The sequence below is a fragment of the Mycolicibacterium sarraceniae genome, assembly GCF_010731875.1.
Classification (GTDB): domain Bacteria; phylum Actinomycetota; class Actinomycetes; order Mycobacteriales; family Mycobacteriaceae; genus Mycobacterium; species Mycobacterium sarraceniae.
Map to the genome: position 1 here is coordinate 2,561,540 of NZ_AP022595.1, position 24,321 is coordinate 2,585,860.

Below are 24,321 nucleotides of genomic sequence, written 5' to 3' on the forward strand. Positions count from 1 at the left end.
TGAAGGGTTTACCTCCCATGAACGCTGCAGTACTCACCACCGTGCTGGCCAATGCGGCCGATGCCGAACTCGAAGACTGGGGTCCGTTGGAGGAAGCCACCGGTGACCCGATGGCGACCCACGGTCTGGAGGTCTGGGTCGACGGCGACAAGTCGGCGGGTATCTGGCAGTGCGCCCCCGGGCCGTCGCACTGGACGCTCGAGGTCAACGAAGTGATCTACGTGGTGTCCGGGCGGATGACGGTCACTCCCGATGGCGGTGAGCCCAGTGAGGTCGGTGCAGGTGACCTCGCGGTCTTTCCGCTCGGCTGGACCGGGACGTGGGTGATCCACGAGATCCTGCGCAAGGCCTACGCCATTTTCTGATCGTCGCCAGCGGACGGCAGCGGCGGACTTCGCGCAGCCGATCGCCGATGCCAGCCCGATTAGCGATGACCCGGCGCAGTGTCTGGCTCACACCCGCGACGGTGATCGGGTCTCCCGGGGTGTCGATGCGCGGCTGCGCGATTCCCAACGCAGCGCATTTGGCGGCAAGCGAGGGCTGGTACCAAAAAACGGACACGAGATCATGGGGACCGTATGCACGATGGCTTGGTGGGTGGAGTTCATCCCCTGGTGAGTGATGAAGATGTCCGCTTCACGCGGGATGGCCTCCTGATCGACGTCGTCAACGACGGTGACGTTCGGTGGTGTCGAACCGAGGCTGGTATCGCTACGGCCGAGACTCACGACCAACTCGGCTTCCGGGAGTGTGCTGAGTGAATCGGCTATCGCTACGAGCGCGGCGATAGCGACACCGGAATAGTGACGCCAGATGATCGTCCCGAATGAGGCGCAGGTTTTGAGGGCGATATCGCTGAAATACGGCTCGTGGCGCAGCGTTGTAGACCGTCCGGGGTGCGAGCCGAACAAGGCGACCGGTTCGAAGACGTTCCGCTCTTCGTCGGTCGGAAAAGCGCTCAGCTCGCAGTACAGATTCAGCCAGGGGCTCAACCCTGACGCGTACGAGAAAGGTGAAGCGTCGGCGACACCGTAGTCATTTCGGAGGATTTCGACCGCTCGCAGACAGCGCTCCGATGTTTGCACCCGGGGATCGTCGCGACGATGCGGCCGATGACTGAGAAGGTGTCTGCGACGATCACAGACGAAGTGCTGACGATGCCGTTCGACCAAGGGCTCTGCACGGTGCGGGCAATCAGCGCGCCCACTCCACCACCGCCCTAGCGCGGGATCACCAGCGCGTCGACAGCCAGCACCCCGGCCGCAGACGCGATGACGGGATTGGCCTCGATGGCGTCGAGATACTCACCGAGTTCGATTGCCAGCTGCGAGAATCCGACGACGGCGTCCGTCAATGCCGCCAGGTCGACCGGCTGTGCACCGCGCCAGCCGGCCAGCAGAGGTGCGGCGCGTAGCGAGCCCAGCAGCGCCACGGCTGCCTCCCGGCTGACCGGCGCACACGCGACCGTGCGATCGGCCAGCAGTTCCACCATCGTGCCCCCGGCGGCGACCACGATCAGCGGTCCGAAGTTGTCATCGCGTACCACGCCCAGCGAGATCTCCACGCCCGCAGGAGCCATCGCGTCGATGCTGACGTCGGGTCCGAGGCGGCCGGCCATCTCCTCGTAGGCCACCCACAGCGCCTCACGGTCGCTGATGTCGAGAACCACCCCGCCGACATCGCTCTTATGCTCGCTGCCTTGAGTTTTCAGTGCGACCGGATAACCGAGCGCTTCTGCCGCGGCCAGCGCCTCGGTGGCGTTATGGGCAGCGCGCGAGCGCGTCACCGAAATGCCGTAATCGGCCAACAACGCAAAGGCGGTGGGGGAGTCCCAGCCGGGCTCGCCCAGCTTGGCGGCCCAGCGTTGCGCACGGGCGGTGTCGATCTCAGGGATACCCGCCGGCACCGGTAGTGGCCAGCGCGCCAGATGCCCGAGTGCCGCGATCCCGCTACGGGTGCCTTCGAGTAGAGGAATTCCGTTGTTGCGGAGCCTCTTCGCCGTGGTCTTGTCGATCGCAGAAGGGACCGATGCCAGCACTGCGAGCGGCGCATCGGTGTCGGCCGCGATGTCCAGAATGGCATCGCTGTAGGCGGTGTCGCCGTCGAACTCGGTGACCAAGTCGACGGCAAGGGCGGTCACCGCCACCCCTGGATCATCGACCAGCGCACGCAGGCAGCCGCCGAACAATTCGCGAGTGTCCGCGCCGGTACCCCACACGTCGAGCGGATTGCCGGCGGTCAGTCCCTCGTCGAGCAGTTCACCGAGGGTGGCTAGGGTCGCGCGGGTCAGCTCCGCGAAGTCGACGGCGAGCTCGTGGGCGATATCGGCACACAAGGCGCGTTCGGCTCCGGAGTCGTGCGCAGTCGCGATTGCCCGCGAGCCCGGCCTGCGTCGTCGGCCCGCCTCGAAAAGCTCAATCGTGTCAACGAATTCGGCCATATCCGATACTCGGATGGCCCCGGTGTCGGCGCAGAATGCCCGCCAGCCGGCGGCGTCACCCGCCAGCGCACCGGAGTGCGCGGCGACCATAGCGCGCCCACGGGGGGAGTGCCCGACCGGCAGGATCACCACCGGGATGCCGCGCTCGGCGGCGAGGTGCAGTCCGGCTCGCAGGCGGCCCACCGAGCGCGGGGTCTCCAGCAGCAGCGCGATCAACGACGTGTCCGGGTCCTCGACGATGTAGTCCACGTAGTCGGCGGTATCGGTGACGAGCTCCTGACCCGAGGAAACCGCCAACCGGAAGCCGAACCCACGGCCGGCCCGCAGGATCGTGGAGAACGCCGACCCCGAGTGTGTCACGAGCGAAACCCCGCCCGGCGGTAGGGGATCGGGCTCGAGGTAGCCGAGCGCGCGCAGGCCGGTGGTGTTGTTGACAAATCCCATGCACCCCGCCCCGCACACCGCCATCCGGGCCCCGGCGGCGACCTCGGTGACGCCCTGGCGCAACGACGCGCCGTGCGCCGAACCGAAGATGACCGCGGACGGCGCCCCGATCGCGGCAGCGGCTTTCAGTTCGTCGAGCAGGGCCGCGTCGGGGACGCCGAGCAGCACCAGATCGACCGGCTCGTCGAGCGCGGCCAGCGATGGCGCGCACACGATGCCGTCGATCCTGTCGTAGCGCGGGTTGACCAGATGCATGCGCCCCGAGCTTCGGCGCGCTTCGATCATCATCCGCTCGCCGAAGCTGCCCGGCCGTGGGCTGGCCCCGACGAGCGCCACCGAACGCGCCCCTAGCATGGCGGCCACGGCCGCACGGCGGCTGTCGGTCATCGCTTGCGGAAACGCTTCTTCTTGGTATCGGCCAGTGCGGCTTTGGCGGCCTGCCACCCGGGGATGCCACACACCCCGCCGCCGGCATGGGTGCCTGAGCTTCCGTTGTAGAGCCCGGCGATCGGCGTGCGGTAGTCGGCGTAACCCGGTGCGGGCCGCATGTGGAACAGCTGCTCCAGCGACAGTTCGCCGTGGAAGATGTTGCCGCCGATCAAGCCGTACTCCTGCTCCATCTCGTGCGGTCCGATGACGTCGCGATGCAGGATCGAGGACTTGAAGCCGGGGGCGACCTGGTCGTAGAGATCGATCAGCCGGTCGGCATATGCATCGAGCTCCTCGGTGTGTGGAGCATCGGCCCATGCTGCGGGAACCCACTGGGTAAACAGCGACATGATATGCGTTCCATCGGGATTGAGTGTCTTGTCGAGGGTTGTGGGGATGACACCGTCGCTGAACGGCATCAAGGCGGGCTTGCCGACGCGGGCGTCCTGGAACGCGGCCTCGATGTACTCCATCGTCGGTGCCATCTCGACCGAGCCGGTGTGGTGTTCGGCCTGGCCGTCGCTGGGATCAGCGGTGAAGTTCGGTAGCTCTCCCAAGGCCAGGTTGATCTTCACCACACCGCTGCGGGTCTTGAAATGCTGGATGTCGGAGACGAACTCCGCGGGTAACTCGGTGCGCGGAATATGTTCCAGAAAAGCAATTTTCGGGTGCAGCGTGGTCACGACCAAGGGTGCGCGGATCTCATCGCCGTTGTCCAGGACCACGCCCTCGACCCGGCTGCCGCGCACCAACATCCGCGACACCCGAGCCTTGGTGCGGATTTCGGCACCGAAGCTGCGTGCGGAGCGGGCGATGGCCTCCGACACCGCGCCCATGCCTCCCTCGGGGTAGCCCCAGCTGCCGAGCTGGCCGTCGCCAACGTCGCCGATGGAGTGGTGCGCCATCACGTAGGCGGTGCCTGGTTCGTACGGTCCGGCCCAGGTTCCGATGACACCGTTGACCGCCAGCGCACCTTTGATTTGCGGTGATTCGAACCAGTCGTCGAGTAGGTCGGCGATGCTCATGGTGAGCAGCCGGGTGACGTCACCCATCATCCGGGTGGTCATGCCGCGTTGGCTCCAGCCCAGCTTCGCGAGCTCGAACAAATCCGACGGCTTGTGCGAACCGATGTTGGGCGGCACCTGGGTCAGCAGGGGGCCCATGACATCGGCGATACCCTCCAGCCAGGCGTTCCACTTGGGCCAGGTTTCGGCGTCCTTCTTCGAGAATTTGGCCAGTTGCTCGTGGGTGCGTGCCGGGTCGTCCTCGTAGATGGTGAGCGAGCCACCCTCGGGAAATGCCTGGTAGTAGGGGCCCATCGGGTGCACCTTGTAGCCGTGGCGCTCCAGGCTCAAATCGTTGACGATGGTCGGCGGCATCAGGCTCATCACGTACGACAACCGGGTCACCCGGAGGTGGGGTGCGTCCTCCCACGGCGCCTCAGTGGTGGCGGCGCCGCCCAATGCGCTCCGAGACTCCAGGACGACGGTATTGGCGCCCGAGCGTGCCAGATAGGCGGCCGAGACCAGTCCGTTGTGACCGCCGCCGATGACGATGGCGTCGTAGGTGTTCGACATGGCGCTCTACTTTCGTCAGCCCGGAACGGGCAGCTTTGACTGACTGTTCAATCTAACCAAGTGTTAGGCTTAGAACAAGTGCCAGCGCAGGCGCGATCTAAGGGGAGTACGACGAGATGGCAGAACCCGCACCCGCGACCGAGAACAACGAAGCGCGGCGCATCCAGATGTTGCGCGCCGCAGCGGAGCTCATATGCGAACGTGGCTTTTCCGAGACGCGAATCTCTGATGTCGCCAAACGGGCCGGGGTCAGCTCGGCGTTGGTCATCTACTACTTCGGCACCCGCGATCGGCTGCTCGTCGATGCGTTGCGCTATTCCGAGGAATCGTTCTACGAGGCGGCCGAACAGATGCTCGCCGAGGTGTCCTCATTGCGTGACCGGCTCTCGCTGTTGATCCAGTGGACCTGCGTCCCGGAGGGCAAGAACGAGATCCCCGGCGCGTGGGGGCTGTGGTTCGACCTCTGGGCGCAAGCCTTCCGGCACGACGAGGTCAAGACGGGCCGGGTGGAACTCGATGCGCGCTGGCGCCGGATGATCGTGGATGCGGTGCAATCGGCCGAGCTGGAGTCCGAGGTCGACGCGAAGATGTTCGCTCTGGAGTTCTCGGCGCTGTTGGACGGGTTGTCGATCCAGGTTGCGCTGGAAGATCCGGATGTCGACTCGACCGTGGCTTACGACATCGCGATGCGCTTCGCCGAACGTGAGCTGGAAATGCCGCGGGAGAAGCGGCGTCCGGTGGCGGCCGGTCGCGGCCGGCGGTCGCGCTAAACCGGGCTGGCGACCAGATCAGCCGCCGGATCCTTGATAACGGCCGCGGTACTTCGGGCCAGCACCCGCACCGCGTCATCGGTGCACACGCAGGTGACCGACATCCCCGTGTCGTAGGCCACGGAGCCAGGCCCGGAGCGGTTGGGGACATCGACGACCAGGGCGGCGGGTTCACCGACGTTGACATGAACCTGCGTCGACGCCCCGTGATAGACGACCTGGGCCACCGTCCCGGTGATCGCGTTGTGCCCGGGCGACACCGGGTCGTCAGGGGACTGCAGAGTGATGCGTTCCGGCCGGATGACGATGGCGGCCGGGCCGGGCTGACACGAGGCGTCCACCGTGGCGCCGAGTCTGGTCGCCAGTGCCGAGCACAGCGCCGACCCGCCGTCGTTCTCCAGGACATCGGCATCGAAAATGTTTGCCGCACCGAGGAATCCAGCCACGTAGGTGGTGGCTGGCGCGGAGTAGATCTCCTGCGGGGGTCCCACCTGTTCGACCCGTCCCTCGGCCAAGACGGCGATCTGGTCACTCATTGTGAGCGCCTCGTCCTGGTCGTGGGTCACGTACACGAACGTGATCTCGACCTCGCGCTGTACGGCGCGCAGTTCGAGCTGAAGTTGCTTGCGCAGCTTGGCATCGAGTGCTCCGAGCGGCTCATCGAGCAGCAGCACGCTGGGTTGTAGCACCAGCGCCCGGGCCAGTGCGACACGCTGTTGCTGGCCGCCGGAGAGCTGGGTGGGCTTGCGTTTGGCGTACCCGCTCATCCGGACCAGTTCGAGCGCTTCGCCGACGCGGCGCTTGGTCTCGTCCTTGGGGGTTTTCTTGTAGCGCAGACCGAACGCGACGTTGTCCCACACCGTCATGAATGGAAACAGCGCGTACGTCTGGAACACGGTATTGACCGGCCGCTTGTGCGGTGGATCCTGCGCGACGTCACGGCCGTCGAGTTCGATGCGGCCGGAGTCGGGTTTCTCGAAACCGGCGATCATCCGCAGTGTGGTGGTCTTACCGCAGCCGGATGCGCCGAGAAGTGAGTAGAACTGTCCTGCCGGGATATCCAGGTCGATACCCGTCACGGCGGGTACTCCGTCGAACGACTTCGCCAGCTGGTGCAGCCGGATGGCGCCGCCGGTCACCGGCGGCCGTCCCCGCAACAGGCGGTCAGGCCGCCACCGCCGAAGCGAGCCGGGCGAAGTTCGCGGCGAACCGGTCGACATCGGCCTCGTCGTGCTGAACAGATAGCAACCATTGCTCCACCTTGCCCCACGGCGGCAGGAATACACCGCCATTGTGCTGCATGAGCCAGTGCAAGTGGCCCAACCGATCGTCGATCTGGAGGAAATCGCGGAAATCGTGCACCGGCTCGCGTGTGAACGTCACACAACCCTTGGCGCCCACGCTCACCACGTGCCAACCGTAACCGTGCTCGGCCGTCGTCGCTTCCAAAGCGCCGCGCAGCCGCTCTGCCAGGGATGCCATGCGTGCGTACGCAGCGGGGGTCAGCACCTCGGCCAGGGTGGCCCGGGTAGCCGCCATCGCCAGCGGATTGCCGTTGAAGGTGCCGACCTGTTCGTAACGGCCGTCGGCGATCGCCGACATCACGGTGGTGCTGCCCCCGATCGCCGCCACCGCGATCCCGCCCCCCAAAGCCTTTGCCAGACAGATGATATCGGGGACAACACCCGACATTGCGGTGACACCGCCGGGTCCGGTGGTGAAGCCGGTCTTGACTTCGTCGTAGATCAGCAGTGCACCCTCGGCGTGCAGCAGCTCGCGGATCGCGGCCAGGTAGCCGACGTCAGGGGGAATGATGCCGGCGTTCATCATCACCGGCTCGACGATCATTGCCGCCACCTCGCCACGGTGCTCGGCCAGTGCCCGGGCAACCGCGTCGGGATCGTTGAATCCCACGACGACCACCAGATCGCGGATCGCCGCCGGGATACCGCTGTTACCCGGCACCCCGGTCGGATGATCGCGCGGGCCGACCTGGTCTGCCTCGGGGAGCACCGAGACCTCCACCGAGTCGTGATGGCCATGGTAGCAACCCTCGACCTTGATGATGAGATCTCGCCCGGTCACCGACCGGGCGAGGTGCACGGCGTCCATGGTGGCCTCGGTGCCGGAATTGGCAAAGCGCCACAACGGCAAATCGAACCTGCGGGCCAGTTCGCCGGCGATCCAGATCGCGTCCTCGGTGGGTTGTGCGAAGTGCGTGCCGCGGCGAACCTGCCTGCTGACCGCCTCGACGATCGCGGGGTGGGCATGTCCGGCGATGGACGCGCCGTAGCCGCCGTGCATATCGACGTACTCGGTGCCGTCGACGTCGTAGACCTTGGAACCCGCGCCGTGGCTCATCCAGACCGCCTGCGGCTGGGCGATCTGCCAGTTGGACGTGGCACCGCCCGCAAGGTGTTCGCTTGCGCGGCCGATCATTTCGGTGCTGCGCGGCTGGCGGGCCAGAAACACCTTTTCCTGATCGGCGATCAATTGGTCGACCGCGTCGTGAACCGGGCTCTCGATAATCGGCGAAGCCACGGGGAAACCTTCCGCTCGAATGCTGTGCGGACCTGCGAAGAAGCGCCGCTGCATCTATTGACTGAGCATTCAGTCTATGCCAGAGTCCAAGGAACAAACAAGACTCGAGAAGACTCGAAACCACGGAGGCGCGGATGCCAGCACCGACAGGACCCGGCCCGAATCGTCGTCAATTCCTGCAGCGGGCCGCCTTACTGGCCGCTGGAACCCCCGCGCTCGTGGCCTTTCTCGATGCGTGTTCCAAAGGCGGACAATCGACTTCGGCCCCGACCCTGAAGATCGCGTCACCGAAGAACCCGGTGACATGGGACATCGCTGGCGATAACAAGCCGATCGCCGACGGGCTGGCCCCGGAAAAGGGTGCCACGCTACAGCTCTACAGCTATGCCGACTACATCGCGCCCGGCGCGATCAAGTCGTTCGAGGAGAAGTACTCGACCAAGGTGGCCGTCTCGACCTTCAACGACACCGACGAGGCCATCACCAAGATCCGCGGCGGCAACGTCGACTACGACATCTACTTCCCGAGCTACGACCAGATCAGCCGGCTGGTCAACGGCGGACTGGTCCGCCCGATCAACCACAGCTATGTCCCCAACATCAAGAATGTCTGGCCGTTCTTCTCCAACCCCTGGTATGACCAGGAGTGGCGGTTCACGGTGCCCTACACCGTCTACACGACCGGCATCGGCTGGCGTGCCGACCAGGTGCCGGCGGATATCGGTGCGCTGAAGAATCCCTATGAGGCACTGTGGGATCCGACCTATAAGAACAAGACCGCCGTCATCGATGACTGGCACACCGCGATGGCCATGGTGCTGCTGAAACTGGGCATCACCGATGTCAACACATCATCGGCAGACGATCTCAAGAAGCTCGGCGACCAGCTGACCGAGCTCGTGAAGGCAACCTCGCCGAAGGTCACCGTCACGATGTACAGCGATCTGCCCGCGGGTCAGATCGGCCTGTCGCAGATGTGGTCTGGTGACATCATCAACGCCGTCAACTACCTGCCGGAGGGAACCGGACCGGAGATCCTGCGCTATTGGTTCCCCTCCGACGGCAAGGGATTGGTCGACAACGACCTGATCGTGCAGCTTCGTGGCGGCAAGAATCCGGTGCTGGCGAACCTGTTCCTCAACCATATGCTCGACCCGGAGGTCGCCAAGCAGAACCTCCAGCAGATCGGCTACCAGCCGCCACAGGTGTCACTCAATCCGGACACGCTGATCGCTGATGGGCTGGTCCCGGAGAACCTGAAGAGCGCGATCGTGCGCCCGGAGTACTTCGACGCCGGTTACCGGCTGCTGGAGCTGGATACCGCCAATGACGCTGCCTGGCACAATGTCTGGCGCGCCTTCAAGGCCGGAGGTAACTGACCCTGGCGCCGCGGTCGCGCAACACCGGCCTGTGGCCCCTGCTCGCCATGCCCGGGGTCGTCTGGCTGACGTTGTTCTTCCTGGCTCCGCTCTATGTGGTGCTGGCCATCGTCTTCGGCCAGGTCGACCCGATCTTCCGCACTCCGATCCCGGTATGGAATCCGTTGGAGTGGGACCCTTCTCAGTTCACCTACGTCCTGACCCACATCGTCGGCGAGAACGGGGTGTTCGGGCCGGCGCTGGTGCGTACCGCGGTCTACGTCGCACTGGCAAGCGTGCTGTGCCTGCTGATCTCCTTCCCGGTGGCTTATTACACGGCGAGGCTGGCCGGACGGTGGGCCGGGGTGCTGCTCGCCGCGCTTATCGCACCGTTCTGGATCAGCTACATGATGCGAATGCTGGCTTGGGTCAACCTCCTTCAGGACGACGGCATGGTCAATGGGTTTCTGCGTCTCGGTGGTCTGTTCGACGCGAACGTGCACTGGCTGACCGGCCAGCCGGTGGTGGTGGTGCTGGGGTTGGTGTACGGCTATGCGCCGTACATGATTCTGCCCTTGTATGCCGGTCTTGACCGGTTGCCGCAGTCGACACTGGAGGCCGCCCGTGATTTGGGGGCCAACCGGCTGGCGTCGTTCTGGCGGGTGACGCTGCCGATGTGTCGGCCCACGATCGTGGCCGGTGTCCTGCTGACGTGCCTGCCGATGCTCGGCGACTACTTCACCTCCGACATGTTGTCGGCCTCACCGAAGACGGCGATGGTGGGCAACCTGATCAACGACAGCGTGCAGGCGCCCGGACAGACCGGGCAGGCCGGCGCGTTCGTGATGCTGGTCCTGCTCGTCACCGTGCTGCCGATGTTCTACTACGTGCGGGTGACTGCGCGCGACGAGGTGTCCACATGAGCGATGCTTGCGGAGCGAATCATGGGCGGACATGGCGCGACCGAGCCTGCGAGGGGGCGGCATGAGAGGGCCGATCTCGTGGTGGAAAGACCCATGGCGGCCGCCGCGGATTCTGATGGCCGTCACCGCCGGTTATCTGGTGTGGTCGCTGTTGCCGGTAATGATCGCGGTGATGTTCTCCTTCAACGACGGCAGGTCGCGGACCAGTTGGCAGGGCTTCTCGTTTCGCTGGTACTGGGGTGATGCGACCAAATCGGTGTGGCATGACGCCTCGCTGCACACCGCGCTGCTACAGACCCTGAAGCTCGGCGTGATCACCACGCTGATCACCGTGCCGCTGGGTGTGCTGTTCGCGATCGGTGTCGACCGCTGGCGGGGGCGGCTGCCCGCCGGCGCCAACCTGCTGATGCTGGTGTCGTTCGTGGTCCCCGAGGTACTGCTGGCCGTCGCATTGCTGTTTGTGATGACCTCGCTAGCACTGCCGATCGGGCTCGGCACTTCCGCGCAAGTGATCGGCCTGGTCACCTTCCAGATCGCCTATCCGGCTGTGCTCGTACGCGCCCGGCTGGCCACGATCGGCAACCAATATGAAGAAGCAGCAATGGATTTGGGCGCTTCGCCGATGGAGGCGCTACGACGCGTGACGGTACCGATGCTGTTCCCGGCGATCTTCGCCAGCACCGTGCTGGTATTCGCGGACGTCATCGACGACTTCGTGCTGGTGCGTTACCTTTCGGGGAACTCCTCGACCGAACCGGTCTCGGTGAAGATCTACAACACCGCCCGAGCCGCGCCGAGCCCGGCTCTCAACGCGCTGGCCACCCTGTTGCTGCTGGCGGCGTTGGTCGCGGTGACCATCGGATATCTGGTGTACCGCCGGATGACTCGCGGCGACAATTCAACGCGCGGTGGCATTGCCGCCTTCGCGGGCGAGGCATAGTCTGACTGTATGTTCAAACAGACTCCCGCGCCGGTGCCTGCCGGAGATCTCGCGGCCTCGCTCGCGCCGTTCGGGCAGTCCCGAATGCTGCCCCGGGCGGCCTACGTCGACGCCGAGGTGTTCGAGTGGGAGAAGCTCCACATCTTCTCTGGCTGGCACTGTGTGGGTCAGGCGAGCGATCTGGACGGTGTCGGCGCCCAAAAGGCCGTCGGCTCCGGTGCCAACGGAATCCTGCTGGTGCGCGGGGAGGACCATCAGGTGCGCGCCTTCGCCAACGTGTGCCGCCACCGCGGACACGAAATGCTGGCATGCGGTGCCACCGCCAAGCGGCGCGGCATCGTCTGCCCCTACCACTCGTGGTCTTACAAGCTCGACGGCGAACTACGCAAAGCGCCCGGCTTCGACGCCGCCAAGGACTTCGATTCCAGCCAATTCGGCCTGGCCGAGCTGCGATTGGTGAACTGGCACGGCTACCTGTTCGTCGACCCCAGCGGTGCCGACATCGATTTCGACGAGCACGTCGCGGGGATGGAAGACGTCATCGGCCCGTACCGTCCGGAAGATTTGACCGTGGTGGCGCGGCACTCCTACGAGCTCGCGACCAACTGGAAGGTCATTGTTGAAAACTATCAGGAGTGCTACCACTGCTCGACGATCCACCCCGAGTTGTCCAAGATCAGCCCACCGACGAGCGGGGAGAACCTCGACCTGCCCGGCGACTGGATCGGCGGCTGGATGAGCATGATCGACGAGGCCGAGACCATGTCGCTGAGCGGGCGCAGCGGCGGCGTGGCGATCAAAGGCCTATCCGAACAAGAACTTCGCAGCGTGATGTATCTGGTGGGATTCCCCAACCTGTTGGTCAGCCTGCATCCCGATTACGTGATGACGCACCTGATGACGCCATTGGCCGTCGACCGCACCCACGTCGAGTGCGCCTGGGCGTTCCCGAAAGAGGCCCTGGACAAGCCTGATTTCGATCCCTCCTATGCGGTGGACTTCTGGGATCTGACCAACCGGCAGGACTGGACGGCTTGCGAATCGGTACAGCGGGGGCTGAGCTCCCCGCACGCCCGCCCGGGACCGCTGGCGCCCGACGAGGACGGCGTCTACCAGTTCGTCACCCGGGTTGCCCGGGCCTACAGCGGGTCCCGCTGAACAACGTTGCGGCTGGTAGCGTTCGGAGCGGGCGCGCAGGACCGCCCGACGTCCGCTCGAAGAGGCTCAGCCTCCCTGCTTTAGACCTCTGATTCCTAACCGACCTCCTTCTCGGCCTGGCCTCGCGGACGCAAGGCACGTGAGAGGACCATCCGCGTCCCGATATCGCGTTGGAAGCGGAGCGATTCCGGCTGCACGACGCACAACTTGTCGTGGCCCGCAACTACGGATTCAGTGGTTGGCCGGCGCTCGTCGGCTATTTGGCGATCGCCGACGAACTCGCGGTTGATCCCGGTGGAATCGCCGAGGACGCGCTCAGCGCTGCCGACCAGTTCTGCGCGCTGGCATCACTGCGCTATGACCACTCCGACGCCCCACCGCGGTGGCGCGCCGCTGGCGAACTGATCGAGGCGAATCCCGATGTGCCACACCATCATGTGTGGTCCGCGGCATCGGCTGCCGACCCGCTGGCGCTGAGTCGTCACCTCGAGGCCCGGCCCGCGTTGGCCAACACGCCGGGCGGCCCGTTCGGCTGGGTTCCCCTGATGTACCTGTGCTACTCGCGGCTTGCCCTGCCGCGCAACGAGGATGAGGTGCTCGCAGCGGCCGTCATGCTGCTGGACGCCGGCGCCGGCCCCAGTCCGTGGGAACGGCGCCTGGGCGAGGCGATGGAAACCCGTGCACAGATGTGGCAGCGCCAAATCGACTGGGCCTCCGCACACGGCCTCGCCGGCCGGCTGGCGTTGTTGGCTGGGCACGGGATCGAGATAGGGCCCGCCGAGCTGGTCGAACACGAGTTTCCCACTGACCCGAACATCCGTGACGACGGCGGCGCCACGCCGCTGCACCACGCGGCCTGGTGTGGTGATCTGGCCTTGATCCGACGCCTCCTCGACGCGGGTGCCGACCCCGATCTCGTCGATCATCGTTACGGGACGACGCCAAGGGGCTGGGCGCAGCACGCCTACCAGACCGAGGCGGCTGCATACCTGGACAACTGGCAGACTCGCAGGCTGTGACGACGAAACGAGCCCTGATCCTGGCCGGCGGCGGACTTGCCGGCATCGGCTGGGAAACCGGCATCCTGCAGGGAATCGCCGACGAAGCCCCGGATACCGCGAGGGCGCTGCTGGACTCCGACGTCCTCGTCGGCACCTCGGCTGGCTCCACTGTCGCAGCGCAGATCAGCAGCCCGCTGTCGTTGACGGAGCTCTTCGAGCGCCAAATTGGTGACACGTCAGCCGAGCTCGACTCGGGTGCCGATGTCGACACGATCACGGCGCTGTTTCTGAGCGCGCTATCGCAACCGGGTGACCTCCGGGAGCGCTTGCAGCGCATCGGGACGATCGCCCTGAACGCGCCGACCGTGCCCGAGCCGGCCCGCCGAAGTGTCATCGAAGCTCGGTTGCCGTCGCACACCTGGCCCGCTCAGGCTCTGCGTATCACCGCGATCGACACCGTGACCGGAGACTTGGCGGTGTTCGACTCGTCGTCCGGGGTGGATCTGGTCGACGCGGTGGCCGCCAGCTGCGCGGTGCCCGGCACCTGGCCGCCGGTGACGATCGGTGGCAGGCGTTACATGGATGGCGGCGTCAGCACCCCGGTGCACACCGCGGTGGCCTCCGATTGCGCGACGGCGGTGGTACTGGTGCCCGCGAGTGAAACCGCGCCGTCACCGTTCAGTGCCGGGACGGCAGCAGAGATCGCGGCCTTCGGTGCGCGAACCTTCGCGATCTTCGCCGACGACGAGGCACTGGCGGCGTTCGGCCCCAACCTGCTCGACCCGCGTTGCCGGCGCCCGTCGGCGCTGGCCGGTCGCGAACAAGGCCGCCGGGTTGCGGCCGCCGTCACGGAGTTTCTGGCGTGACGGTGGTGCGGTAGCCATCCAAGGCTTTGGCGGCAAGCTCGCGGCCAAGGTCGATGACCTCGGCTGCGCGGTGGAATTCCAAACTGCGGCAAGCAGTTCGGGGTACCTCGATGAGCAGGTCGGGCGGATAGGCCGCCATCTGATGACGGGCCAGCGCGGCCTGCGCGATATCGATGGTGCGGTTCATCACCGCAAAGCTGCCCAGCTTGGGTACAGGCTCGGGATCCTCGCCCGCGTCCTCGGAATCCGACCCCGTGCCGAACCGGCTCAGCATCGTGCGGGCTGCGGGGGTGTCGAGAATCGAACGCGCGGTGTTCGTGTCGAGTAGACCGGATGTGCTGCGCAGGAGCTTGCTGAGCCATTCGGTGCTGGCGCGGGTCTCGGGGTCGGTTGTGGCGTCCTCGCTGTCGCCCGGAGCCGGGCCGGACAAGCTGACGGCAATGGTGACGTCGGCGTTGACCGCGGCGATCGGCGCCATCGGCAGCGGATCGAGGATGCCGCCGTCGGCCAACAGCCGGCCGTCGAGCACATACGGCGCGATGACGCCGGGGATCGCGATCGAGGCCCGGATCGCGGCATCGACCGGTCCGCGCTGCAACCACACCGACTTACCGGCGATCAGGTCGGTGGCCACCGCGGTGTAGGGAATCGGGAGGCTTTCGATGGTGGCCTCGCCGAGGATGTCGCGCACCGCGTCGATGATGCGCTCGGCACGCAGCACACCGGCCGCGGTGATCGACGGGTCGAGCAGTCGCAGGACGGCCCGCTGCGTCAACGTCTTGGCCCAGTCCGAGAATTCGTCGAGCGATCCCGCGGCGTGCAAGCCGCCGACCAACGCTCCCATAGACGAACCCGCGACACCGACGATTTCGTATCCGCGGCGCTGCAGTTCGTCGATCACGCCGATGTGCGCGTACCCACGCGCGCCACCGCTGCCCAGGGCGAGTGCCACGCGCCCGGTGGGCGATTGTTCGGCCATGGCTCCATTCTGCTCATCCGTGGCCCGGCGAAACGAAAAAGGGCACCCCTGCGGGGTGCCCTTCCGTAGTCGGTGCGCGTCGTTGCGCGCCGGCTAGTCGCGCTGGACTGCGTCAATGGTGCCGAGCTTGTCGCTGCCCACCGTGTATCCCAGCGAGTCGAATGTGGTGTGGCGGGTGTCACCGGACCCGCGTGGGGCCGCTGGCGCGGCCAAGCCGATGACGACCGCGCTCATCGCGGAACCCAGCAGGGTCGCGACTGCGAACTTGGTCATGTTGCTGCCTCTTCCTCGTGTTTCTCCAGTTACAAGGGTGTAAACCCGGAGTTCAGGCAAACAATTCCGTTGGCAGGAACTGGTTGGTTGCCGGCAGGAATCCGTCGCCCGGCGTGACTTTTGCTGGCCGTGATTCCAACGGTTAGCAGCCGCCCTCGGCGGCCGCTCGCACCGCGATGAGGACGGCGGCCTGCTGCGCTTCGGACAGCTGCCCCCACGTGCTGTTGAACGTTGATGGACCGGCGGCCGGATTGCTCTGCAGCTCCTTGAGATACGGCTCGACCAACGTCGCGGGATCGCCGCCCTTGCCTTCCATCCACGTCTTGGTGGCCATGCAGGCCTGCGCATATTGTTCTTCGGTTGATTCTGCGGGAACGTCAATTCGAGTGGTCACCCCGCCGGGTGACGTCGCAATGGCACCCGAGGTCGCGCCCGCATCACCGGACTGCTGGACGCTGGTTGAGGAGGTCGGGGCTGTCGAGGCGCCGTTCCCGCCACCGCCCGATGAGCACGCGGTCAGCACCGCGGCACACGCCGCAGCGGCGAACAGGGAGCGACTTCGGTACCCGCGCATGGCATCAATCTATGCAACACTGGCGGCCATGACGAAGCGCACCGGGCATCGGGAGTGTTGTTAGGCGCCAGCCAACCCCCTGATTTGACCCTGCGATCTGGAGAAAGTCCCTCGTCATGCCGTATTCGGGCGCTGCCCTTTCCCTTGCCACATTTCCCTCCACCGCACCGGCGGTCTCCGCGCCGACCCGGTTGCGGTTGCCCGACCTGTTGCGCGCCACCGATCAGTACGCCGATGAGGTGTTGCGCGGTCAATACAACGACCTGTTACCCGTCGGTGGCCCGCCGACCGACGAACGGTGGTTCACCCGCCTCTACGCCGACGACGATCTTGACGTCTGGCTGATCAGTTGGGTCCCCGGCCATTTCACCGAATTGCACGATCACGGCGGATCGCTCGGTGCGCTGACGGTGCTCTCCGGCGCCTTGCACGAATACCGTTGGGACGGCGAGCGATTGCACCGCCGCCGCCTCGACGCCGGCGATCAGGCGGCGTTTCCCCTGGGTTGGGTGCACGATGTGGTCCGGGCCCCGGCGGTGGCACCGGCTGTCGCGCCGCCGACCGCGGCCACGCCCGCTGCGGCTACGCTGAGTGTGCACGCCTACTCGCCGCCGCTGACCGCGATGTCGTATTACGAAGTGACCCAACGTAACACGCTGCGCCGCACGCGCACCGAACTGACTGACGAACCCGAAGGGCAGTGATTCCGATGACCAGCCGAATCGATCGCATCCTGGCCGACGCCCGGGCGCGGCTGCATCGGCTGACGGCCGGAGAAGTCCCCGCTGCGCTGCGTCGTGGTGCCATTCTGGTCGACATCCGCCCGGCCGCCCAGCGCGCTGTCGAAGGGGGGACGACAGCAGCGCTGGTGATCGAACGCAATGTTCTCGAGTGGCGATGCGACCCGACCAGCGATGCGCGGCTGCCGCAGGCGAAAGACGATGACGTCGAGTGGGTGGTGCTGTGCTCGGAGGGCTACACCTCGAGCCTGGCCGCGGCTGCACTGCAGGACCTCGGACTGCACCGGGCCACCGACGTCATCGGCGGCTATCAGGCACTGACCGAGGCCGGCGTGCTTGCCGAGCTCACTCCGGCGCCGTAACGATCCCGCGCAGCCGTTCGGTCTTCTCTGCCGTCCACCCCGGTGGCTGCAGGACGGCCGCCCACGCGTTGACGACGTCGCGCACATAACGGTGCCCGTGCCCGTCGGGCACATCGACGGCCACCGCCATATCGGCTGACACCTGAAGGAATGTCACGATCGGAATCCAGTACATGTCGGGGGACACGTCGGAGCCGCGCGGTTCGCGTAGCCAATCCGGTTCGGCGAAAAGAAGATTGGGGTTCCACCAGGAGATCGGGTCCGACGCGTGCTGCAGGTAGACGATACGCGGATACCCCCACGGTTTGTCCGGCCTGGCCAGGTTGTCCGGGTGTGCGGAGAACCGGATGTTCTGGCCGTCGTCGTAGATCGGGAGCCACATCGGCGAGCCCTCGTCGCGATTGACGGTGACGTCGTCCCACATCGTGTTGTTGAACGTCGGGCCGGAGAACAGCGCACCGTCGGTGCGGGCGATGATGTTGTTCGGGCTTAGGAACGGCGCCTCGCCGCCGAAGGATCCCAAGCTTTCGCCGAACACCACGATCTTGGGACGCTGCGCCTCCGGCATCTCCCGTAACCGCGCGTCGACCGCCTCGAAGAGGGCTTGGCCGGCCTGACGGGCGTTCTCCTTGTCCACCAGGAACGACAGCCAGCTCGGGAGGAACGAGTACTGCATGCTCACGATCGCGGTGTCGCCGTTGTACATGTACTCCAGCGCGGAGGCTTCGGCCTCGTTGATCCAGCCCGTTCCCGTCGTCGTCGCGACCGCGATGACCTTGCGCTTGAACCCGCCCTCGCGTTCCAGTTCACGCGCGGCAAGCTCCGCTGTCGCCCTGATGTTCGGGGCCGAGTTCTTGCCGGCGTAGGCGCGGATCGGTTCGACCGCGGGGGCGCCGTTGAACTTCGTCAGCTGCTCGACGCTGGGACCACCAGAGACGAACACCCTGCCCTGATGGCCCAACGTGTCCCAGGACACCAACGAGCCCGGACCGCCCGAGAGCAGTGGGGTGGTGGGTGCCGGATTGTCCGGGTCCATCTCGTCGTTCGCCGAGGCGAAGGTGCTGTTCAGGAAGCTCATACCACCCCTGACCACAACGCCGTTGAGAATGGCGATCGTTAGGTTCAGTAGTATCGCGACCACGACGACAGCTGAAACACGCGGTGGGGCAAAACGATTCAGCTTCTGGACCAGGAATCTGACGAGTCGCCCGACCAGCTGGCCGATCTCGACGAAAATGAACAACACGATCACGCCGATGATCGCGGCCTGCGGGTAGTTGTACCAAGTCAGCCGTGGCACGCCCATCAGGTCGCGGACCTGGTCCTGCCAGAGGTGGAACAAGTAGATCGCGAAGACCAGTCCGATGACGCCGGCGACGACGAGAACAGGCCAGACCCAGCGTGGGGCGTGCGGACTCGTCGGTCGAGAGAGCATGAAGTTCACCACCCAGACGGCGAAGACACCGAGGCCGTAGCCGATCGCACCGGCCGAACCGCTGACCAGACCCTGGAAGAGCGGCCCGCGCGGCAGCAGCGACGGAGTCAGTGAAAGCCACAGGAATGCCAGGGCCACGGCGGTTCCGGTGAACGTGTAGTGCCGCTGCCACCAGTCCTGCCGTGGGGTGGGTTCGGGCTCCGGCGCGGTGGCGACCGCGGAGTCGGTGGGTCCAGGCTGCTCCGGCTCGGCTGCGGTCACGACAGCACTTTAGCGGTGCGTGAAGTTCGGAGTGCGCTTCGCGGTGAAGGCAGCCATCCCCTCGGTCTGATCCTCGGTGGCGAAGGCGGAGTGGAACAGCCGGCGCTCGTAAAGGAGGCCTTCGGTCAGGGTCGATTCGAACGCCCGGTTGACGGCTTCCTTAGCCATTCGCGCGGCCGAGCGCGACATCTGCGAAATCGTCGTGGCGATGGCCTTGGCCTCGGTGAGTAGATCGTCGGCGGGCACCACCCGGGACACCAAGCCGCTGCGTTCGGCCTCGGCGGCGTCGATCGTGCGGCCGGTCAGGATCAGGTCCATCGCCTTGGCCTTACCGATGGCGCGGGTCAGCCGCTGCGAGCCGCCCATGCCGGGCAGCACGCCCAATTTGATCTCGGGCTGACCGAACTTCGCGGTGTCGGCGGCGATCAGCACATCGCACATCATCGCCAGTTCGCAGCCGCCGCCCAATGCGTAACCGGCCACCGCCGCGATCGTGGGGGTGCGGACGGCGGCGAGCTTGCTCCAGGCCGCGAAGAAGTCGGCGTCGAAGACCTCCGAGAACGAGAGGGTCGCCATCTCCTTGATGTCAGCACCGGCGGCGAACGCCTTGGCGCTGCCGGTGATCACGATCGCGCCGATACCTGGGTCGGCGTCGAATTCGGCCGTGGCCGTGGTGACTTCGGCCATTACCTGGCTGTTGAGCGCGTTGAGCGCCTGCGGGCGGTTGAGCGTGATGGTGCCGACGCGCTCGTCACGGTCGACCAGGATGGTTTCATAACTCACTTGTGCTCCTTAAAAGGTCAGGTCCGGGTCCGCCGGCGCGAAGTACTGTTCCACATCCTGCTCGGTCACCGCAGCCAGCGAAGGTGGGTTCCACGTCGGGTTGCGATCCTTGTCCACGAGCTGCGCGCGGATGCCTTCGACGAGGTCGTGGGAATTCAGCGAGGCCGAGGACACCCGGTACTCCTGCACCAGGACGTCTTCCAGCGTGGCAAGCCCCGCGGCGTGCCGGACTGAGGCCAGTGTCACGGACGCCGCGATAGGGGAGCGCGACGCGATGACCTCGGCGGCCTTGCGGGCTTCGTCCTCGTCGTGCTCCTGCAGGGCAGCGACGATATCGCCGATTGTCTCGCCTGCATAGCACTCGTCGATCCAGTGCTGTTGGGCCAGAAGGTGACTCGGCGGGGGATCCACGGCGAATTGGTGGATGGCGGCGTCCACGCCGTCGGCGACGATCGCGGCGACGAGGCCTTCGAGCTGGAAATGCGGCACGTAATGGTCGGCGAACCCGAGGGCGATGGCGTCCTCCGCGCGGAACGTCACGCCCGACAACGCCGCGTGCAGTCCGAGACCGCCGGGCGCCCGGGACAACAGGTAGGTGCCGCCGACGTCGGGGATGAAGCCGATGCCGACCTCGGGCATGGCGACCTTCGAGGTGTCGGTCACCACCCGCACGCTGCCGTGCGCGGCGACTCCGACACCGCCGCCCATGACGATGCCGTCCATGATCGCCACATACGGCTTGGGGTAGCCGGCGATCTGGGCGTTGAGCCGGTATTCGTCTGCCCAGAATTGCCGCGCCTCGGCTCCGCCGGCCTTGGCGCTGTGATAGATCGCCACCACGTCACCGCCGGCGCACAGGCCGCGCTCGCCCGCGCCGGCAAGGACCACCGCGCGCACGGTGTCGTCGCGCTCCCACTCGGTGAGTGCCTTGGCGATGATCCTGACCATGGTGTGGGTCAGGGAGTTGATGGCCTTGGGCCGGTTGAGCGTCAGGAAGCCGATGCCGCCCTCGACATAGGTCACGACTTCGTCGGTGTCAGCCGTCACGACGGGGGTTCCTTCCGTGCTTGGAAAGGTTGGATGTCCTAGTTTTACCACTAGGCCGATCTAGATCAGCACCCGCCGGTTGCCGTCCACAGGTAAGCTCAGGCTTCGTAGGACCGGACACGCCGGGAAGAAATTTGTGGACTTCCTGGGAACCGGTTTGAGCCACCGTTCGTTGACGGTGCGTTACTCGATTTCCAGGAGAGGATTCCGACGGTGCGGGAGACCAGCAACCCGGTGTTTCGTTCGCTGCCCAAGCAGCAGCAGGGCGGATACGCACAATTCGGTACCGGTGTCGCCGGTGCTCAGCAGGTCGCTTACCAGGCCGACCCCTATACGACGCAGTACCCGCCGCAGACCGGCGTCTCGCGGCCCATGACGATCGACGACGTCGTCACCAAGACCGGCATCACGCTGGCTGTGCTATCCGTCGTCGCAGTCATCTCCTACTTCCTGGTGTCGGCCAACCTGGCGCTGGCTACGCCGTTCACCCTGGTAGGTGCGCTCGGTGGCCTGGCCCTGGTGCTGGTCGCGACGTTCGGGCGTAAGCAGGACAACCCGGCGATCGTGCTCAGTTACGCGGCGCTGGAAGGCCTGTTCGTCGGTGCCGTCTCGTTCATCTTCGCCAACGTCGTCGTGTCCGGCGCCAACGCCGGTGTGATGATCAGCCAGGCGGTGCTCGGCACCATCGGCGTCTTCTTCGGCATGCTCGTCGTCTACAAGACCGGTGCCATCCGGGTGACCCCGAAGTTCACCCGCATGATCGTCGCGGGCATGGTCGGCGTCCTGGTGCTGATCCTCGGCAACTTCGTGCTGGCAATGTTCGGTGTTGGTGGCGGCGACGGCCTCGGCCTGCGCAGCGGCGGCCCGATCGCGATCGCGTTCTCGCTGTTCGTCATCGCGCTGGCGGCGTTCAGCTTCCTGATCGACTTCGACGCCGCGGATCAGATGATCCGCGCCGGTGCACCGGAGAAGGCGGCCTGGGGTGTGGCGCTGGGTCTAACGGTGACGCTGGTCTGGCTGTACCTGGAGATCCTGCGACTGCTGTCGTACTTCCAGAGTCGCTAGCCGCTCTCACGCACAAAGCCCCGGCCTGTACGGCCGGGGCTTTGTCGTATGCGTGTTGAGTGTGCGCCCAGGTCGATTTCGCGCGGTGATCCGCGATCTGGACGCACACTCGAGGCGTTACACAGACGGGCATGCATCCCCAGGTTCCTGAAAGCCGGTCTGCGCGGGTCCAATCCCCGTCGGCGCCCACCACGACGGTGGCGTCATGCAACGGCCATTTGTCGGCAGTCGCGCTCTTGCCACCGGGGCAGTCGCGAACAAGTACCGGCTTCGTACTGAATTCCGCGCCGTCTTCCCCGATGTGTACGTGCGCGACGACGGTCTTGCTCTCACGCTCCGACAATTGACTGAGGCGGCGTGGCTGTGGTCGGGTGAACAAGGGATAGTCAGTGGCGTCGCCGCGTTAGCTCTTCACGGAGCCAAGTGGGTTCAGGACGGCGTGCCCGTCGATTTGATCCATCCCAATCCGCGTGCGCCACGCGGCATCATCACGCATCGCGACACACTTTTCCCTGGGGAATTCGGGCTTAGAGCTGGTCTGCCGGCTACCACCGCCGCACGAACCGCGTTCGATCTCGGCCGCTGGCTTGGCCGCAACGACGCCGTCGCACGACTCGATGCGTTGGGCCACGCCACCGGATTCGACCGTGAACAGGTGCTGGAGATAAGTCGCCGACATCCGGGCGCACGACATACTCGGCGGTTGAATACCGCACTGGCAGTACATGATCCAGGTGCGCAATCACCGCAGGAGACGTGGCTGCGTCTACTGGTCATCGACGCCGGCTATCCACGGCCCCGTACGCAGATACCTGTCGACTGCGGCGATGGTTATCCCCGGTACCACCTAGATCTGGGCTGGGAGGACCGGATGATCGGCATGGAGTACGACGGCGCACATCACCGCAGCGATCCTGACCAGGCTCGCCACGACATCGTGCGACACGAGACGTTGGCCGAACTTGGCTGGATAGTCATCCGCGTGGTCGCCGGTATGCGCAGAGCCGAGATCTTGCGACGGCTCGGCCGGGTTTGGTCATCGAGCGTGCGCACAGATCGAAGGATTGCGTAATCCAGCGATCTGCACGCACGCTCGGCGACCTTCTAGGCGAGGCGCTCGATGACCATGGCCATGCCCTGGCCACCGCCGACGCACATCGTCTCGATGCCGAACGTCTTGTCGTGGGTCTGCAGGTTGTTGAGCAGCGTGGCCGTGATCCGCGCGCCCGTCATGCCGAACGGATGTCCCAGCGCGATCGCGCCGCCGGAGACGTTGAGCTTGTCCTCGTCCATGCCGAGGGCGCGGGCTGAACCCAGCACCTGAACGGCGAACGCCTCGTTGATCTCAAACAGGTCGATATCGGAGATCTTCTTGTTCGCCTGTGCCAGCGCCTTCTTGACGGCCTCGATCGGGCCGAGCCCCATGATCTCCGGCGACAACCCGGACACTCCGGTCGACACGATGCGCGCCAGGGGGGTCAGCCCCAGCTCCTTGGCCTTGGTGTCGGAGACGATCACCAGCGCGGCGGCACCGTCGTTCAGCGGGCAGGCATTGCCCGCGGTGATCGTGCCGTTGGGTCGGAACACCGGCTTGAGCTGGCTGATCTTCTCGTAGGTGGTTCCGGCGCGCGGGCCGTCATCCGTGCTGACGACGCTGCCGTCGGGCAGGGTCACCGGGACGATTTCGCGCGCGAAGAAGCCGCTGTTGATGGCCTCCTCGGCGCGGTTCTGCGAACGCACGCCCCAGTGATCCTGGTCCTCACGGCTGATACCGGTGTGCAGCGCGACGTTCTCGGCGGTCTGGCCCATTGCGATGTACACGTCGGGAAGCAGGCCGTCTTCGCGCGGATCGTGCCACTCCTCGCCGCCGGCAGCGCCCGCCGCCGATCGCTCCTGCGCTTCGGCGAACAACGCGTTCTTGGTGTCCGGCCAGCCGTCGGCACTGCCTTTGCCGAACTGCGAGACCGTCTCCACGCCGGCCGAGATGAAGGCGTGGCCCTCGCCGGCCTTGATCGCGTGGAACGCCATCCGGGTGCTCTGCAGCGACGACGAGCAGTAACGGTTCACCGTGGTGCCGGGTAGGAAGTCATAGCCCAGCTCGACGCCCACGACGCGGCCGATGTTGAACCCGGACTCACCGCCGGGCTGTCCGCAGCCCATGATCAGATCGTCGATCTCGCGGGGATCCAGCGAGGGCACCTTGTCCAGCGCGGCGCGCACCATCTGGGCGGCCAGATCGTCCGGGCGGATGGTGGCCAGCGACCCCTTGTACGCGCGTCCGATCGGCGAGCGGGCAGTGGAAACGATGACGGCTTCGGGCATGAGACGGCTCCTCGTGAGATATGCAGCAACGAC

The 24,321-nt window shown here is 65.9% G+C and carries 24 protein-coding genes; 12 read left to right on the plus strand and 12 right to left on the minus strand.

What is annotated here, in order from left to right; translation table 11 throughout:
• Positions 1–17 precede the first annotated feature (17 nt).
• Complete coding sequence (locus tag G6N13_RS12860; protein WP_163697510.1) at positions 18–365, plus strand: cupin domain-containing protein; 348 nt, start codon at positions 18–20, stop codon at positions 363–365.
• 87 nt (positions 366–452) lie between these two features.
• Here G6N13_RS12860 and G6N13_RS12865 read toward each other — a convergent pair whose 3' ends face one another.
• From G6N13_RS12865 to G6N13_RS12875, 3 genes are all read right to left on the minus strand, one after another.
• Positions 453–992, minus strand: a complete 540-nt coding sequence (locus G6N13_RS12865) for a glycosyltransferase (RefSeq protein WP_163697511.1) — start codon at positions 990–992, stop codon at positions 453–455.
• A gap of 227 nt (positions 993–1,219) precedes the next feature.
• Positions 1,220–3,271, minus strand: a complete 2,052-nt coding sequence (locus tag G6N13_RS12870; protein WP_179964983.1) for an acetate--CoA ligase family protein — start codon at positions 3,269–3,271, stop codon at positions 1,220–1,222.
• On the minus strand, positions 3,268–4,890 hold the full coding sequence (locus G6N13_RS12875) for a phytoene desaturase family protein (RefSeq protein ID WP_163697514.1): 1,623 nt from the start codon (positions 4,888–4,890) through the stop codon (positions 3,268–3,270). Before G6N13_RS12875 ends, G6N13_RS12870 begins: the two co-directional genes overlap by 4 nt.
• Positions 4,891–5,006: 116 nt before the next feature.
• Here G6N13_RS12875 and G6N13_RS12880 point away from each other — a divergent pair, with 116 nt between their 5' ends.
• Complete coding sequence (locus G6N13_RS12880) at positions 5,007–5,660, plus strand: TetR/AcrR family transcriptional regulator (RefSeq protein ID WP_163697516.1); 654 nt, start codon at positions 5,007–5,009, stop codon at positions 5,658–5,660.
• Here the strand turns inward: G6N13_RS12880 and G6N13_RS12885 are convergent.
• Together G6N13_RS12885 and G6N13_RS12890 are read right to left on the minus strand one after the other, a co-directional pair.
• Complete coding sequence (locus G6N13_RS12885) at positions 5,657–6,799, minus strand: ABC transporter ATP-binding protein (protein WP_163697518.1); 1,143 nt, start codon at positions 6,797–6,799, stop codon at positions 5,657–5,659. The genes G6N13_RS12880 and G6N13_RS12885 overlap by 4 nt on opposite strands.
• 25 nt (positions 6,800–6,824) lie before the next feature.
• Entirely contained in the window at positions 6,825–8,201 is a 1,377-nt protein-coding gene (locus G6N13_RS12890) for an aspartate aminotransferase family protein (protein WP_163697519.1), read from the minus strand.
• A gap of 134 nt (positions 8,202–8,335) precedes the next feature.
• On the opposite strand from G6N13_RS12890, the gene G6N13_RS12895 reads away from it, so the two are divergent.
• The 6 genes from G6N13_RS12895 (at position 8,336) to G6N13_RS12920 (ending at position 14,447) form a co-directional block, all read left to right on the plus strand.
• Positions 8,336–9,580 (plus strand): polyamine ABC transporter substrate-binding protein, encoded by a 1,245-nt coding sequence (locus tag G6N13_RS12895; RefSeq protein ID WP_163697521.1) that lies wholly within the window; start codon positions 8,336–8,338, stop codon positions 9,578–9,580.
• A 47-nt stretch (positions 9,581–9,627) separates the two neighbouring features.
• The gene (locus G6N13_RS12900) at positions 9,628–10,482 is read left to right on the plus strand and encodes an ABC transporter permease (RefSeq protein ID WP_163697523.1); all 855 of its coding nucleotides are present in this window, start codon (positions 9,628–9,630) and stop codon (positions 10,480–10,482) included.
• Between the two features lie 61 nt (positions 10,483–10,543).
• Entirely contained in the window at positions 10,544–11,422 is an 879-nt protein-coding gene (locus tag G6N13_RS12905) for an ABC transporter permease (protein ID WP_163697525.1), read from the plus strand.
• A 9-nt stretch (positions 11,423–11,431) separates the two neighbouring features.
• Positions 11,432–12,580 carry an aromatic ring-hydroxylating oxygenase subunit alpha gene (locus G6N13_RS12910; protein WP_163697528.1) on the plus strand — a complete coding sequence of 383 codons (1,149 nt, stop codon included), beginning with the start codon at positions 11,432–11,434 and terminating at the stop codon, positions 12,578–12,580.
• 164 nt (positions 12,581–12,744) lie between these two features.
• The gene (locus G6N13_RS12915; protein WP_163702076.1) at positions 12,745–13,599 is read left to right on the plus strand and encodes an ankyrin repeat domain-containing protein; all 855 of its coding nucleotides are present in this window, start codon (positions 12,745–12,747) and stop codon (positions 13,597–13,599) included.
• Complete coding sequence (locus G6N13_RS12920) at positions 13,596–14,447, plus strand: patatin-like phospholipase family protein (RefSeq protein ID WP_163697529.1); 852 nt, start codon at positions 13,596–13,598, stop codon at positions 14,445–14,447. Before G6N13_RS12915 ends, G6N13_RS12920 begins: the two co-directional genes overlap by 4 nt.
• Here the strand turns inward: G6N13_RS12920 and G6N13_RS12925 are convergent.
• The 3 genes from G6N13_RS12925 to lpqV form a co-directional block, all read right to left on the minus strand.
• Positions 14,428–15,426: a patatin-like phospholipase family protein gene (locus tag G6N13_RS12925; protein ID WP_163697531.1), complete on the minus strand. Its 999-nt coding sequence runs from the start codon at positions 15,424–15,426 to the stop codon at positions 14,428–14,430. The two genes, G6N13_RS12920 and G6N13_RS12925, sit on opposite strands and share 20 nt — an antisense overlap.
• A 93-nt stretch (positions 15,427–15,519) precedes the next feature.
• The gene (locus tag G6N13_RS12930; RefSeq protein ID WP_163697533.1) at positions 15,520–15,699 is read right to left on the minus strand and encodes a hypothetical protein; all 180 of its coding nucleotides are present in this window, start codon (positions 15,697–15,699) and stop codon (positions 15,520–15,522) included.
• 142 nt (positions 15,700–15,841) lie between these two features.
• Positions 15,842–16,273 (minus strand): lipoprotein LpqV, encoded by a 432-nt coding sequence (gene lpqV, locus G6N13_RS12935; protein ID WP_163697535.1) that lies wholly within the window; start codon positions 16,271–16,273, stop codon positions 15,842–15,844.
• A gap of 116 nt (positions 16,274–16,389) precedes the next feature.
• Here lpqV and G6N13_RS12940 point away from each other — a divergent pair, with 116 nt between their 5' ends.
• Together G6N13_RS12940 and G6N13_RS12945 are read left to right on the plus strand one after the other, a co-directional pair.
• Positions 16,390–16,977, plus strand: coding sequence for a cysteine dioxygenase (locus G6N13_RS12940; RefSeq protein ID WP_163697537.1), 588 nt, complete (start codon positions 16,390–16,392; stop codon positions 16,975–16,977).
• Between the two features lie 5 nt (positions 16,978–16,982).
• A complete protein-coding gene (locus G6N13_RS12945; RefSeq protein WP_163697539.1) occupies positions 16,983–17,375 on the plus strand; it encodes a rhodanese-like domain-containing protein in 393 nt (130 codons plus the stop codon).
• On the opposite strand, the gene G6N13_RS12950 is transcribed toward G6N13_RS12945, so the two are convergent.
• From G6N13_RS12950 to G6N13_RS12960, 3 genes are read right to left on the minus strand one after another with little or no spacing between them, the layout of a single operon-like run.
• A complete protein-coding gene (locus G6N13_RS12950; RefSeq protein WP_163697541.1) occupies positions 17,359–19,071 on the minus strand; it encodes an alpha/beta hydrolase in 1,713 nt (570 codons plus the stop codon). The two genes, G6N13_RS12945 and G6N13_RS12950, sit on opposite strands and share 17 nt — an antisense overlap.
• Before the next feature lie 9 nt (positions 19,072–19,080).
• Positions 19,081–19,854 carry an enoyl-CoA hydratase gene (locus G6N13_RS12955; protein ID WP_163697544.1) on the minus strand — a complete coding sequence of 258 codons (774 nt, stop codon included), beginning with the start codon at positions 19,852–19,854 and terminating at the stop codon, positions 19,081–19,083.
• A 9-nt stretch (positions 19,855–19,863) separates the two neighbouring features.
• Positions 19,864–20,901: an enoyl-CoA hydratase/isomerase family protein gene (locus G6N13_RS12960; RefSeq protein ID WP_163697545.1), complete on the minus strand. Its 1,038-nt coding sequence runs from the start codon at positions 20,899–20,901 to the stop codon at positions 19,864–19,866.
• A 213-nt stretch (positions 20,902–21,114) separates the two neighbouring features.
• On the opposite strand from G6N13_RS12960, the gene G6N13_RS12965 reads away from it, so the two are divergent.
• The gene (locus tag G6N13_RS12965; RefSeq protein ID WP_163697547.1) at positions 21,115–21,966 is read left to right on the plus strand and encodes a Bax inhibitor-1/YccA family protein; all 852 of its coding nucleotides are present in this window, start codon (positions 21,115–21,117) and stop codon (positions 21,964–21,966) included.
• Between the two features lie 205 nt (positions 21,967–22,171).
• Complete coding sequence (locus G6N13_RS12970) at positions 22,172–23,038, plus strand: endonuclease domain-containing protein (protein ID WP_163697549.1); 867 nt, start codon at positions 22,172–22,174, stop codon at positions 23,036–23,038.
• Between the two features lie 32 nt (positions 23,039–23,070).
• On the opposite strand, the gene G6N13_RS12975 is transcribed toward G6N13_RS12970, so the two are convergent.
• Complete coding sequence (locus tag G6N13_RS12975; protein ID WP_163697557.1) at positions 23,071–24,288, minus strand: acetyl-CoA C-acetyltransferase; 1,218 nt, start codon at positions 24,286–24,288, stop codon at positions 23,071–23,073.
• Positions 24,289–24,321: the final 33 nt, after the last annotated feature.